The sequence below is a fragment of the Moritella sp. JT01 genome (genome assembly GCF_001574435.1).
Taxonomy (GTDB): Bacteria; Pseudomonadota; Gammaproteobacteria; order Enterobacterales; family Moritellaceae; genus Moritella.
Genome location: NZ_LOCN01000006.1, coordinates 185872 through 199637, shown reverse-complemented (window position 1 = coordinate 199637; position 13766 = coordinate 185872). Strand labels below are relative to the sequence as shown.

The following is a 13766-nucleotide window of genomic DNA, read 5'->3' as shown; positions in this document are numbered from 1 at the left end:
AGCCAAACATGGGCTGAACACCTCGCCGCGATCACCCCATTAACAGATGGTGTTGTTGCTGCGCGAGTGGCCGTGATCCCTGCGCTTTATGGTGACGAACTTGGCGCTGTCACGGGGCGACTTTGTAAACGTTCAGTGACGATTGCCGATTCACCAATGCGTGTACAAACAGGGTCGATGGCATTGCAACCGACACCGCACGACAGTTCCGGTCAACCGATCACCAATGCAGTAACAGCCGCACTGGATACTATCCGTTTTAGCTGTGTGCAATTTTATCCTGACTTTGATGGCATCTACTTTGGTGACGTCAATATGCTCGATGCCGAAGGCGGTGACTATCAGCAAATTGAAGCCGGTCGTATCGTCGATAAAGCCGCGCGACAAATTCGCATTATCGCGATTTATCAAATCAAAAACCGCCGACTCAACAACAGTTCAACAGGTATTGGTTTTGGTAAACGTGTGTTAGGCAAACCACTGCGCGACATGTCAAAAAGTATCAATATCGGCGCAGACAAATTCCCTGGTGAAATACGTGAACCGAAAGATGATTCAATCACTTTAACGTTTATGAATGCACGACAACTGCGAGTCACAGTAAAAATACAGCCGATTGACTCACCAAGTGAAATCCTTGTCGGCATCATGTTAGACAAAGACGAATAAGGAACAGCACATGTCAGTAAAAGCATTAGGCGGTAAAGACTTTGATATTTTCATTGGTGACAAAATGGTGCATGTCATTGAAGCCAGCGTAAAGATCACCGATGGCCGTAAAGCCAAAAAAGTACGTGGCATTACTAAAGGCTATATCGATGGTCCGGTTGACGCCGAAGTAACCATTAAATTAGATCATGAGAACTTTCTTATTCTGCAGGATGTAGCTAAAACGGCGGGCAGTTGGAAAGGCATCGAACCTTTTGATATTTCGTTCTTAGCGGAAGTTGCCGCTGGCACCAAGAATATTGAAGCCTTTGGTGTACTGCCGCAGTTAGACGAGATCTTAAATATCAAAGCGGAAGGTGGCGAAGAAGATACCACCACGATCAAAGGGCCGGTGACGTCGACTGATTTTATCAAAATTAACGGCATTCCTTATCTGACTGCAGAAGAAGTGAGAGACCTGTAATGGCTGCAATGAAAAACCTCACTGCAAGTAGTTTGCTTAAAGCGATGCAGGCCAAGCAGTACAAAGTATTTGAAGGTGAGTTAAACCTTAACTTGATTGGCGTTCGTCACACGGACACCAAGGCAAACAGCTTTAACGATCTGCTTTGTGTCCTGTATCAGCAAGACGGTAAATGGCAGCTCGTCAGTTTTAAATGCACCACGGATGCAGGCACTTATTACCGTGAAAACCCCTGCAATCTGGATGGTACCGCAGTACTTGCCGCTATGCAGCATCGCAGTTTATGGACCTTCGGTTATCACCAGGGAAAATACCCTGCGTTAGTGCAGCATAAACCCGTCACCGTTTACAGAGACAACAACAATGATAATCAACTGGATTGTGAGAATAATTTACAACGTGGTTATTTCGGTATTAATTGCCATCGAGCGAGTGCAAACCATGAGTCAAAGCAAGTCGACAAGTGGTCTGCAGGTTGCCAGGTATTAGCCAACCCGAATGATTTTAATAAGCTGATGGCCCTTTGCCATCAAAGCCGTCAGCAATGGGGCAGTACCTTTACGTATACCCTATTGAACCAAGCTGATTTGATCCCAAATAAAGAGTGAGAGTGACCATGGCGTTAGAGCAAAAAATTACCCTAGAAGTGAATGACATTGAACTGAGTTTCAATGTGAACGTAACGGCTTACAACAAGTTTTTAAACCAAAGTAACCAGGTTAATAAAATTCAACCTGCGACCAACTTCTTAATGACGGTGGTTGATAACGAGTGCAAAGCAACATTAAAAGAAATGTTAGGCCTGCCTGGTGCAGCGCTGCATCTGGTCGGCAGTGTGGTTGAAGAGTATCAACCTGAGTTCAATATCACCGTAAAAAAATAGAACAGCGAGCAAAAGAGATAAGCAGAAACCGCTTAGATCAGTTGCTCGCCTATCAGCAAAAATGGCTGCCACACAGCGTGGCCACCGAAGACAGTTTAGCCCAGGCATTGTTTTTGGAAAATGATAATCAAGAAAAGCAGCAGATCGCCATCAACAATGGTATTTGCATGGCGTTAGACAGTGGTTAAGTCACAGGTTGAGGGGAACGAATGAGCGCATTAAGTAAGTTGGAAAAACTCATGTACACCATTGGCGTTGTTGATAAAGCAACAGGGCCAGTGAATAAGATCATGGACAAGATAAATCAACTTAGCGCCCAAACGGCCAGTGCTCAAAACCAAATGATGAGTGGCTTTATGGGCACAGCTGGCGGCGCCATGGCTCTGGTCAGTAGTTTGTCACCTGCTATTGATCATGTTGCTGCACTGGGTGAAGTACAAACATTGGGTGTAGCCAGCGAAGACTTAACCAAACTAACCAAAACCGCGTTTGAATTTACCGCTCAGTTTGGCGGTAACTCTGCAGAGTTCGTGCGCAGTGCTTACGATATCCAGTCGGCCATATCTGGGCTCACCGGTGATGAGCTTGCCTCCTTTACCAAGGCATCCAATGTATTAGCGGTTGCGACTAAAGCGGATGCCAGCACGATCACCAGTTATATGGGCACCATGTACGGCATCTTTGAAAAAACCACCAACAAAATGGGCAAGTCCGACTGGGTGAATCAGATTGCAGGGCAAACAGCGAAAGCCGTGCAAATGTATAAAACCACCGGCGCAGAAATGCAATCGGCCTTTAGTGCGTTAGGCGCCAAAGCCGCCAGTCGTGGTATCGATGCCGCAGAACAATTTGCGGTGCTGGGCGAACTGCAGCTGGTCCTTAAGTCGGGTTCTGTCGCGGGTACCCAATATGCCGCCTTTATTGATGGCATCGGTAAAGCGCAAAAAGGATTAGGGATTGAACTGACCGATAGTCAAGGCGATATGCTTGGTATAGATGTGGTGCTCTCGCGTATTAATGCTCGATTGGCGGGCGTTGGCAGCGTGGCTAGGGGCGATATTTTAAATAAAGCCTTCGGGTCTAAAAATGCCGCCTCGGTGGTTGATATTTTAAGTTCAAAAACAGCCAAGTTAAAACAGGGTATTAACGAACTAACCAATGTTACTGATGCATCCAAGGCCAGTGAAATGGCGAATATCATTGCCAGTCCCTGGGACAGATTTAGTGGTTCATTAAATGGCGCTGCAACGGCGATGGGGCAAGCAGTGTTACCGATTATTGAACCGGTTGTCGATATGTTGGTTGCTATGTTAGGTGGCGTGATATGGCTAACCCAAGAATTTCCGACATTAACGGGCGTACTTGGTGCTGCTGCTGTTGGCGTCATTGCATTGATGATGGCCTTCAGTGCCATGAATATGATCATCGGCATTTATCGCTTTGCCTTAATCGGCCTTAGTGTCGTGACCAATGCCGCCGCTATTTCAACAAAACTGTGGCAGGTTGGTTTGGTTGCACTGCGCGTGATGGGGTTCTTAGGCAACATTGCAGTGATGGGTGCTTATCTTGCGGCTATCGGTCTCTATCGTGGTGCTATGTTAGCGGCGCAGGGTGTGACTTGGTTATTTAATACAGCATTGCTTGCCAATCCTATTGGGCTGGTTATCGCTGGGGTCGTTGCGTTAGTGGCTGCCGTTGTGGGACTTATCTTTTATTGGGATGCCATTGTTGCTGCCTTTAAAGATTCAAGTTGGGGGCAAGTTCTGATTAAGATATTTGACAGCGTAATGTCGGTATTCACAGGCCTAATTGATAATGTTAAATGGGTGCTCGAAGCACTGGGATTGATGGACGGTAAAGAGATGACCATTAACTCAAAAGTTGAAGAGGTGACCAAAACAGCAGCGCCAATATCAACTGAGAATACACTATCAACGAAGCTCAACACAGAGACTCTTGGATCAAAGTATCTTGCAAACATGAATACACGAATTAACCAGGCTAACGGTTTTACACCAGTTGCTGCAAACCAAGTATTAAGCACAGAGGCTTATGCAGCGAACAACTTAGTTAATACAAATACGCAGTTCAATCAGGTTAGCGGTTTATCGCCGGTTGCTGCTTCGCTTGTTGAAAGCCAAACGTTTAATGAAACAAATGCACACAGTGCGCGTATTCAACAGTATCAAGAAAACAACCAACAGCTGGCCAAGGTAAGCCGTCCGCGTATACAGCGAACGCAGTATTTCCAGCAAAGCAGACTGAACACGAATAACCAGAGTAATAGCAGTGCCGATAACAGTAAGCGGGTTTATATCGACAATGTAGTGATGAAAAGTGACAACCTTGCGCATGATTTTGAACAGTTAATGGAGTTGGCCGGATAATGATAAATATGCATGTTGATTTAAATATTGTTGATGGGGATTTTGTATTTAATTCCTCGCTCAGTGCTGGCAAATTATCTGCGGCCAAAGTGATTGGCCAAGACGTTAAGCACCGCATTATCGAAAGTGGCTTATTAGTTAAGTTAGTTAAACAGCGCAACATCAATGGCATTGCGCCGGTACTGACGGATTTAGAACTCGAAGTCGAACAAGACGATAGACTCAAGCCTGGCACAATCTTGATCAGTTATAACAGTGATAAGACCTTATCGATTGAAGCTGAAACTAAGCAATACGGCACAATGAAATGGGCGGGGGCATAACATGGTACCTGATTTTAAAAAAATGATGGCAGATGCTGGGTTACCAGTGAATGAGACGGTCGCCAAGCAGCAATGGGACCAGGTGTTAAGCGAACAGCAAATTATTGTCGAGAATGGCAGTCCATTTAGTCCGTTCTGGCGCACGGTTAAGGCTTTAATTACCTTACCTGTTATTGGTCTACTCGATTGGATAGCGCGTATATTGATGCCCGATTTATTTATCATGACGGCAAGTCGCAGCGCATTAATTGGGTTACATGGTCCAAGCCGCAATGTTTTTGTTATGGATGCAATTAAAGCCAAAGGCATGCTGACTTTAACACGCACAAACAGTGATGGCGTGTTGAGTATACCAGCTGGTGCCTTGGTCAGTAGTGCCAGTATTGGCGGCACGGTATATCAGTTATGTACACTCAGCGCTGCAGTATTTAAAGAAGGTGAATACGTCATTGAAGTGTTGGCCCAAGCGGTTGGAACTGGGCAGGCGTATAACTTATCCGTAGGCAGTTATTATCGCTTAGTTAACCCCATTGAGGGCGTGACTGTTCGTAATGAAAAAGACTGGTTGCTTATCCCTGGTGCGAACGAAGAGAACACTGAAGCATATCGAAACAGAATAAGAAATGTATTCGGCACTGCTGCTAAATGGCACATCAATACTGTGTACAAATCGATAATCAGTGATTTCGCTATACCGGTTGAAAATATAGAAATTGTAAACCAAGCGCCGCGTGGACCTGGTACCGCCAATGCGTTTATTTACTTAAATGTTGGTCAAGTATCAACGGGGTTGTTAGGCGCTATTAATCAACATATTCGTGATGACGGCCATCATGGTCATGGTGATGATTTTTTGGTGTACGCAATGCCGATACACGACAGAGCAATAACGGCCACGTATTCATTACATGCAAATAGTATCGATATTGGCGCGGATATAAAAACCTTTATTCAGGCTGCGTTTCGATTAAACGATGCATATCAACCAACACGAACGCGGCCGAATTCATCATTTAGCATGAGCCAGTTACAAACCCAGTTACACAATCAGTTTCCTTCATTGCGCAGTATCGATTTTGATTGTGGTGATATTAAGACGGGTTTATGGCTGCCTAAACTCACGCAATTGGTTGTGCAGCATGGATAGTTCTCAGCAAAAGCAGCATCAACAACCTGAAATTGCCACCTGGCTAAATAAAGGCCATGCCCAGCAGCTAATGAAAGCCGCGCAGCAATATTGGAACAATACCAAAGACTGGGTGATGTGGGCGGTAGCACAAAAAGATGAGCAACAAAGTGCAGAGCCATTTTTAGGTTTGTTAGCCTGGGAAAGGTTGACCGAAAGACTGGCAACCGAACCGACTGAGTTTTTTAGGAAACGGGTTCAACATGCACTGGTTAATACTACCGATGCGGGTGAGATAGCAACCATTGCCGATATCTTCAATCGTCTGGGTATTGATGTAATCAAAGTAACAGAGCGTATTGAAAACAGGGATTGGGACATTATTGCGCTCGATTTTAGCAGTCATGCGGTATCCCAATACGGCGAACTGATGCCCGAATTAATCCAGCTCTATGGACGTACCTGCAGACGTTATGAATTTACGGTACATAGTTTTGCTGATTGTGACTTAGCACCAAGTTGGATTGATGTGCAATACCATGTGCAAAAAGTGCCGTTAATGCCACTGAACACGTTGGTTGAGCATCCACTGACACTACAGCCACTTTATGGTTTTTTGAGTAAAGAAAGCAGCATTAGTACTGCAACGGAGTAAGTTTCTATGTCAGAACAACAGGTAACCGGCATTCTTACTAATGCTGGCAAGCAACACATTACCAACTGCGCACTAGCCAACTCGGGGCTAAACGTCTCAACGCTGGTGTTAGCGAATGTGCCTAATTTAAGTGATAGCGCAGAACGCGATCCTAATATGACAATCCCAGCACAGGCTCAAATTGCCTATCAAACGGATGAATTACTCGATGGTTTCATTGATGAGCATACCGTGGCATGGGCATGTGTATTAGACCAGGACGTTGGTGATTTTGATTACAACTGGATTGGCTTAGTGACCAGTAATGGCACCTTGTTAGCGCTGGATTATTTACCTCTGCAGCGTAAACGTCAGGGCGTGAATAACGTACACAACCGCAGTTTTGTATTGAAGTTCGCCGCAGCCAAAGCCCTTGCCCGCATCGATATTAAAGCCAGTAGTTGGATGTTTGACTACAGCCCACGCTTGGACAGTATGCAACTGGCTCTTGTCGCTAATGCTACAGCGCAAATAGACAACATGACGCGCCACTTAGGCTTAAAAGACGTTGTCACCAATTTACGAAATACTATCGAACTGCAGCAGGTTCACATTGGAACACTAGAGCAAGAAGGCCAAGCTCTGCAGCAAACACAATCAGCAATGATAAAGCAGCGTCAGGAACACGATGGTGAGGTACAAACCTCGCTCGCCAAAATGGCAACCGCACAGGTCAGTACGATGTACCGACAGGTAAAGCATATTACATCGACTCATGATGAATAAAGGGGACAGAGCATGACAATAGAACAGAACATTGCAGAACTCGTGCAAGCCAGCAATAACCTCACTGGGGTGGTTGATGGAAAAATACAAGAAATCGATAAGAAGGTTAAACAAACGCAAGATAGCCTTAATGGCTGGAAAGGGTCGGTTCAAGCTAAAGATATTAATGGCCAAGCGCTGTATAAATCTGAAATTGATTTAACGGGACTGAGTTCAGACCGTTATTACCCGGTGTGGTGGGTATTCCCTAATAATCGCGCAGGTGCCTCGTTCATTAATATTGTACGTGATTACAGAGAGAATATAAATGATGAACCTTTCGGCCCAGGTGTTACTCATGTTGCAGGTTTGGAATTATACATTGAAGGTATTGATTACCCTTGGGGCGGTGGTGCACAAAGCTTTGTGATTAAACGCATTGGCCAAACGTACCGAAAAACAGTTCGTAATGCAGCTTTTGGTATTAGCTGTATTGCTCGCCCTGTATCTGGAAACCTCCCGCTATATGCTGCGGTCGCTGATGGTTCTGTCGGCTCGTGCCGAAAATTCAGCGGTTGTTATCTACGCGGTGGGTTAACTTACCATGTCATGAGCAGCATGAGTAATGCGCCTAAGTATTCGAGAGAAGACAGTGAAGTCTCGATCTACTCCGCTACCTCGTCTACTTGGGAAATTAACTGGAAAGTTAAATCGTACCATAAAGATGACGAATTTTTGGGTCCCGAATATCCAGAATGTCGCTTGCCATATTCTTACCACTACAACAAATTATTCGCCCCTAAAAATGCATAATTAAAGACCGTAATTAAGGAATATATATGAACAGAGTAATTGAAACGTTAATTGATAAGCGGGGGCATGAATTGGTTAATGTGTCTGCGGAGCTGACCGTATTAGTTGAAATAGGTTTTAGTGAAGACGAAGCTGTCGTACTTATCAACAACGTAATAAGTGTTGAAAAATGGCTTGAGATAAGAATCAAACGTGACAAGTTAATTCGTGATACTGACTATCTTGTGCAACCCGATTATCCGTTATCGAATAGCCTTAAATCGGAAATAATTGTATATCGCCAAGCATTACGTGATATCCCCCAATCAGTGGGCGATCCTGACGATGTCGTTTGGCCACAGAAACCAGCGATTAGCTAATGCATAGCATTAATCTTTGCTTCCACCAAACCGCTACCCTTTGCACTGCTGCAGAGGGCGCGCTCTTATTGGCAAGTGCCATCCAGGATGAAAGCCGCCAGTTCAGACCTGCGGCTTTTAATGCCCTGGTCTTGTGGGTTAGCGCTGATAACCCGAATGACTTAGCTAAGCAATTAGCAGCTATTAATGACTACTGTCCATTAACCGGTTTTGTCGAATGCGGTCGTTATGCAGCGAGTCTAGCAACATTAGATTCAGACAAACTCATTCGGCCTCAAGGCACCGAACAATCAATTGAGTGGACGGTATTGAATGATAAGCGGTATATACCAGCGCTTAAGCGGCAGTATCAGGCTGATTCATTAGCTCAGGTGAATGACCAGGGACAAGGTTTGAACAGTGATATCGATAGCGCACTAGCAGAATGCAAGCAGTTAAAGGGTTTGCGTGATACGCGTTTAACGGCAACTGAATTCAACCCCATTAACACCGGCTTAAATTGCATCAGCATCAGCGCCAATTCAGCCAAAGGCTTAGCCGATAAGTTGCAAGGTCTAGGTGATGATAAAGCGTATTGGGCTTTTTGTGCGTTTGTAGGTAGCAGCCACGAACTTGAATCGATTAAGGACGTGTTTTTATGATAGCGCTTGATGGTTGGCAAATACCAGGTTATGAAACCAAAATAAAATGCAGTTTCAAATTAGCTGGCGAAGATTTAAGTGGCTACGGCTCGTTTTCTATGTCATCCGATAACGGTGTTAAACCTGCCGTATTATCGGTCACTACCAAGATCCCCTTTAACGAAAAATCAGACTTAGCCAAGTTAATATCTAAAGCCAAAGAACTTGATGAACATGGCGCTAGAATTATTCGCACGGTGAATTGTGATGTAGCAGAATCATTCAAAGTACGTAAAACCAAGTTTGATGGTGAAATGAGCGCGACCGAAGATGAAGAAGTGAAGGCTTGGATTGTCAGTTTTAACCTACTTGAAGTCATGAGTAAGTCAGAACGCGAGCAACTGCAGATCGATAGTGAAGCCAGTAACAATACAACACTGCAAAGCAGTGATGGTCATAATTCACTGCAGCAACAATTTGAAAATGTAGAGGGTCCCTAACTAGGGGTAAAGATATGGATAAACCCGATTCGGCACGACTCACCACCGTATTAACCATTGGTGGCGAACCCGTGGTTAATATTATCAATAACAGTGTGCAGCTTGATCTGTTTAGTCCTGGTCGCGCTAGCTTTGTTGTTACTTGTGAGCATGAACCCAAAGGCATCGTGGAATTACACCTTGGCTATCGGGTCGATAAACTGCAGCCTTATTTCATGGGCGTTATTGAATCTAAATATCAATCATCCGGCCGTTGGTATCTGACTTGTCGTGAATTACTCGGAGCATTGTCACTGCCGGCTAACATGGCCATACGTTTTGCGACGATGAAAGATGTGCTGGACCAACTCTCGCTGACTGGTCTTCAATTTATTTATCCAGATGTCGATTATATCAATCAGCCGGTTCCGTGTTTTTATCATCAAGGCGATGGTATATCGGTATTACGTCAGTTAGGGAAAATATACCAGGTACCGGATTACATTTTCCAGCAACGCCCCGATGGCAAAATTTATGTCGGTAGCTGGCATGATTCAGGTTGGGCCAAATCGGTCATCACTGATTTTTCAGAACACCCAATCAAGCCAATCAGCTCGAGTAAAGGTGAGCTAATTGCGATCCCTAAGTTACGTCCAGGACTAAAACTTAATGGCCGTTACCTTACCGAAGTGACATTAACAGGAAATAAGCAGGTTATCAGATGGTCAAAAACGCTATACGCCGCTTAGTATTACGTTACTTTCCCGAATTAGGACAGCGTAAACACTTACCTCAATTGGCTCGAATAGAAAAAATTTATGATATGCCGGTTAATGGCGCCTGTGTAAGCAGTGCATTTCGCGCCTATAAAGCGGCCGATATTCAATTATTAGATGCGGTGACAGGCAAACCCTTAGCCGTTCCCGTCTTTGAACAAGTGAGTATTGCGTCAGGGCAGGGGCATGAACATGGTCTGTTCGTCGAACCAACACCAGGCATGCAGTGCTTAATTCAATATATTGATGGTCTTGATTCATTACCAGTGATCACGTCGCTTTTACCCTGGCATACTTTGGTACCCGATCATCGTTCAACAGATGTGAGTCTGCTGCAATCGCATCGCAGTAAATTAGTTGGTAGTAATGGCGATTGGCAGCTGCAGACAGATGGTGAAATAAAACAGTCTAGTCAGAAATCGATAGTGGAAGCCCAAACCAGCGAACAAAACTACCACGAACGCAGCACTAAGGTTGCCACCCACGACATTAATAAAATAGACGGTAACCAGGTAAATGAAATTATGGGGGCGTTAAAAATACTCGTCGGTGAAAAGGCGATTATTACCTCGTTGGATAACCTGCTTTTAGGCAGTAACAAAGAAGTTAAGATACAAAGCACAGAAGACATGCATTTAGACAGTACAAAATCACTGATCATTAAAGCCAAGAATATAACCGAAGATGCAGATACCATTAAATTAAATGGCGGCTGTGGTGTTATTACCTGCGCGAGTATTTGTCCATTCACAGGTAAGCCACATGTCGATGGCTCCACAACCGTTTTTGCAGGGAAATAATATGGCGTTAAGTAAATCTGCACTCAAAAGTAAAATTGAAGCTGAAATGGTTAAGGGCGGTATTGTTATCGCAGGTCCATATGCGCAGGCATCGGTGTTAGCACAAGCCATCGCTAATGCGGTCGTTGATGAGATCACTGCTAATGCAGAGGCAAATGTAGTGGGTGGTAGCTCGGCTGGAAAGCATAAGATAGCGTAATGAAATGGCTAAACAGCAATGCTTTAGGATTACATCGCCACTCAATCGCCAATAGTGTCATTGATTGATTTTAAGTTGTTGATTATTAGTGGTTATATTTTAAATGGAAGTTAAGCAGCTTTACATCAATGATACTGTGGTAAGTACAGACGCGAAAGAACGATTGAATATTGCAGCAGATAAAATTAAACCCCTCGCGCGGTTAGGCGGAGGGGAGTATGCATCAATTACCGCACCTTTTAGTATTCAAAGACCTGAGTAATGAGTCATCGGCTACAGAACTCTCAGCTGTGAGCAACTCGCCGAGTGAACTTATAGATGTTTAACTACAAGTGAATATCTCCGGAATGTGCTGAATTAACAGGGACGGTAGGATCTTCATTACTATAACGATAAGATATTTTTTTAACTCGTTTGCATTGTTGATCCGTAACTTTGACCTCTGGTTTAAGTAGATAATTAGTCACAATGTCATCTAAGCAGGAACCAATGCCATTATAACTAAAACCATGACCGACAGTATCTGCAATAGTAATGAGTGCTGCATTGGTTATTGTATCTTTCATTTCTACAGACCAATTATAAGAGGTTTGCGGATCATATAAACCACCCACGATCAACACTTGCTCGGTTATTTTATTTTCAATTTCAGATTGACTGGCAATAGGAGAGCGCTGTGCCGTCCAACCCTTACATAAACCTGAAAGATTTTCTTTTAGGTAATCGCCATAGATCGATGATGAAGCTAAATACTTATCCTCATTTCCTTCTATGTCGCTATCGTCCAAAGGTATTCGTTCATCAGTACACATAACTGAGCGAAACATAGCTGACGAACGCTTTTCATCAGAAGTAAAACTTTCTTTTAGTATATGGCTAAAGCTCAAATTATTGGACTCAGTCTCACATTGTGTTCTCCAACAAATAAAAGGTTTTGCTTTATCTTTATCAAATAATGCAGATAATGATAATCCTAACTTAGACTCACGCCATGAAATACCCATTGAATAATTAAAAAAGTCTCGCATAGGGTTTGTCATTTCACCAAGTATTTGATGTACATTGTCTTTGTTAAGCGTGCCACCATCATTCGCCGTATAATCACCATCCTTGGTTTGAGTGACAATATCATTTAGTTTCGCCATACTCTTTGGTTTTTCGGCCAGTCGATAATTAGCAATTTTATGGTGCCCTTGAGCCTGATCAATTCGTAGTTCTTCATAATTTTGATGTAAAGGAGACATTGAAGAATCAAGTACTAGAGCACGAATTTTTGTCGGATAACGTTCGGCATAAAGCGCACCTAGTCTTGTGCCATAAGAGTAACCTAGATAGTTAATTTGATCTTCATTCAAATGTTCACGTAACGAGTCCATATCTTGAATAACAGCATTACTTCCCATATAAGGGGATATCTCTTTATATGTCGAATCACATGACCCTATCACTGCACAGGTCATTAATTCTCTTGCAAATGCACTTTTCCCAGCGCCTCTAGGATCCATAGCGACGATGTCAAATGACTCAGTAATGGATGTAGGCATTGAGCTTACTTGACTCAATAATCTATCGGCAGCTGTTGAACCTGGTCCACCAAAATTTAATAATAATATCCCTATGCGTTGTTTTGATGAGGTTGCGGGATGAATAGTGTAATAGATCCTAACTTTATCACCATCAGGTTTGTCATAATCTTTAGGTACGACCAGATATTTGCCATTGCCATTGCCATTGCCATTACCGTTGCCATTGCCATTGCCATTGCCATTACCGTTACCGTTGCCATCACCGTTTCCATTCCCATTCCCATTCCCATTGGTATTGGTATTGGTATTGGTATTTGAATCAAATTTAGATTCAGATTCACCTCCACATCCAGTAAGAATTAACCCGCATGCCGCTAATAGTAAATATTTTTTATACATTCTTACTTATTGCCCTATGATATGTTTATGTAAAAATCACGCTGTGATAGATGAGTCGACTTAAAGATACGGGGCATAATATATGAAGGGTGTCATTAATTCGAGTCGAGAATGAATCTCCAACTTCTGGATGTTTACTTTTGCAGACTAAATCACTATTTGTTCAAGATTATATGGCGATTTGTAATGTAGGAGATGACAGGTTCACTGCTTTGTTGGGAACAACTAAGAGATTCGAGAAAATAACAAATATAAGAGCGAAATTTTCAATTAATACTTTGTCTAGTAAAAGGTTGTTTTATTGCGTTTTTAAAAGACAAAGAGCTAGAGGACGAGCCCCTATCATATTGTCCAGCAATAGATGGATATCATGATTTTGGATACTAGCACCTACTTCTTAATTTTTTGACTCTAACTCCCTTAATCGAGCATTAGTTAGCATCCAAAGACCGGAATAATGAATAAATAAATGCGATTAAAGACGAATACAATTTAATGATTGTTTCGTCTTTATTGTACAGGAGTACACGTGATTACCTGTTTCT

Annotated in this window: 18 protein-coding genes; 17 read left to right on the top strand and 1 reads right to left on the bottom strand. The window is 43.3% G+C overall.

What is annotated here, in order from left to right; genetic code table 11:
• The 17 genes from AKG98_RS22670 to AKG98_RS22165 form a co-directional block, all read left to right on the top strand.
• Positions 1-669, top strand: a 669-nt coding sequence (locus AKG98_RS22670) for a DUF2586 domain-containing protein (protein WP_228140220.1), incomplete at its 5' end; no start/stop codon positions are given.
• A gap of 10 nt (positions 670-679) precedes the next feature.
• Positions 680-1132, top strand: a complete 453-nt coding sequence (locus AKG98_RS06050) for a phage protein (protein ID WP_045109604.1) — start codon at positions 680-682, stop codon at positions 1130-1132.
• A complete protein-coding gene (locus AKG98_RS06045) occupies positions 1132-1740 on the top strand; it encodes a hypothetical protein (protein ID WP_067042857.1) in 609 nt (202 codons plus the stop codon). The genes AKG98_RS06050 and AKG98_RS06045 overlap by 1 nt, the downstream gene beginning before the upstream one ends.
• Before the next feature lie 8 nt (positions 1741-1748).
• Positions 1749-2015, top strand: coding sequence for a putative phage tail assembly chaperone (locus AKG98_RS06040; RefSeq protein WP_067043243.1), 267 nt, complete (start codon positions 1749-1751; stop codon positions 2013-2015).
• A gap of 209 nt (positions 2016-2224) precedes the next feature.
• Positions 2225-4402 (top strand): phage tail tape measure protein, encoded by a 2178-nt coding sequence (locus AKG98_RS06035; protein WP_067042854.1) that lies wholly within the window; start codon positions 2225-2227, stop codon positions 4400-4402.
• Positions 4402-4725: a DUF2590 family protein gene (locus tag AKG98_RS06030; protein WP_067042851.1), complete on the top strand. Its 324-nt coding sequence runs from the start codon at positions 4402-4404 to the stop codon at positions 4723-4725. The genes AKG98_RS06035 and AKG98_RS06030 overlap by 1 nt, the downstream gene beginning before the upstream one ends.
• A 1-nt stretch (position 4726) precedes the next feature.
• Positions 4727-5872: a baseplate J/gp47 family protein gene (locus AKG98_RS06025; RefSeq protein WP_067042848.1), complete on the top strand. Its 1146-nt coding sequence runs from the start codon at positions 4727-4729 to the stop codon at positions 5870-5872.
• Positions 5865-6506: a hypothetical protein gene (locus AKG98_RS06020; RefSeq protein ID WP_067042845.1), complete on the top strand. Its 642-nt coding sequence runs from the start codon at positions 5865-5867 to the stop codon at positions 6504-6506. The genes AKG98_RS06025 and AKG98_RS06020 overlap by 8 nt, the downstream gene beginning before the upstream one ends.
• Before the next feature lie 6 nt (positions 6507-6512).
• Positions 6513-7271, top strand: a complete 759-nt coding sequence (locus tag AKG98_RS06015) for a phage tail protein (RefSeq protein ID WP_067042843.1) — start codon at positions 6513-6515, stop codon at positions 7269-7271.
• Between the two features lie 12 nt (positions 7272-7283).
• Positions 7284-8063, top strand: coding sequence for a hypothetical protein (locus tag AKG98_RS22665; RefSeq protein ID WP_067042840.1), 780 nt, complete (start codon positions 7284-7286; stop codon positions 8061-8063).
• Between the two features lie 26 nt (positions 8064-8089).
• On the top strand, positions 8090-8422 hold the full coding sequence (locus AKG98_RS06005) for a tail fiber assembly protein (protein ID WP_067042837.1): 333 nt from the start codon (positions 8090-8092) through the stop codon (positions 8420-8422).
• Positions 8422-9063 (top strand): hypothetical protein, encoded by a 642-nt coding sequence (locus AKG98_RS06000; RefSeq protein ID WP_067042834.1) that lies wholly within the window; start codon positions 8422-8424, stop codon positions 9061-9063. The genes AKG98_RS06005 and AKG98_RS06000 overlap by 1 nt, the downstream gene beginning before the upstream one ends.
• Positions 9060-9542 carry a hypothetical protein gene (locus AKG98_RS05995; protein WP_067042831.1) on the top strand — a complete coding sequence of 161 codons (483 nt, stop codon included), beginning with the start codon at positions 9060-9062 and terminating at the stop codon, positions 9540-9542. The genes AKG98_RS06000 and AKG98_RS05995 overlap by 4 nt, the downstream gene beginning before the upstream one ends.
• A 14-nt stretch (positions 9543-9556) precedes the next feature.
• Positions 9557-10270: a hypothetical protein gene (locus AKG98_RS05990; RefSeq protein WP_067042828.1), complete on the top strand. Its 714-nt coding sequence runs from the start codon at positions 9557-9559 to the stop codon at positions 10268-10270.
• Complete coding sequence (locus AKG98_RS05985) at positions 10243-11097, top strand: hypothetical protein (RefSeq protein WP_067042826.1); 855 nt, start codon at positions 10243-10245, stop codon at positions 11095-11097. The genes AKG98_RS05990 and AKG98_RS05985 overlap by 28 nt, the downstream gene beginning before the upstream one ends.
• Position 11098: 1 nt before the next feature.
• Positions 11099-11296, top strand: coding sequence for a hypothetical protein (locus AKG98_RS05980; protein WP_067042822.1), 198 nt, complete (start codon positions 11099-11101; stop codon positions 11294-11296).
• Between the two features lie 103 nt (positions 11297-11399).
• Positions 11400-11558 (top strand): hypothetical protein, encoded by a 159-nt coding sequence (locus AKG98_RS22165; RefSeq protein WP_228140219.1) that lies wholly within the window; start codon positions 11400-11402, stop codon positions 11556-11558.
• Between the two features lie 64 nt (positions 11559-11622).
• Here the strand turns inward: AKG98_RS22165 and AKG98_RS05975 are convergent, their stop codons facing one another.
• On the bottom strand, positions 11623-13221 hold the full coding sequence (locus tag AKG98_RS05975; RefSeq protein WP_067042820.1) for an alpha/beta fold hydrolase: 1599 nt from the start codon (positions 13219-13221) through the stop codon (positions 11623-11625).
• Positions 13222-13766: the final 545 nt, after the last annotated feature.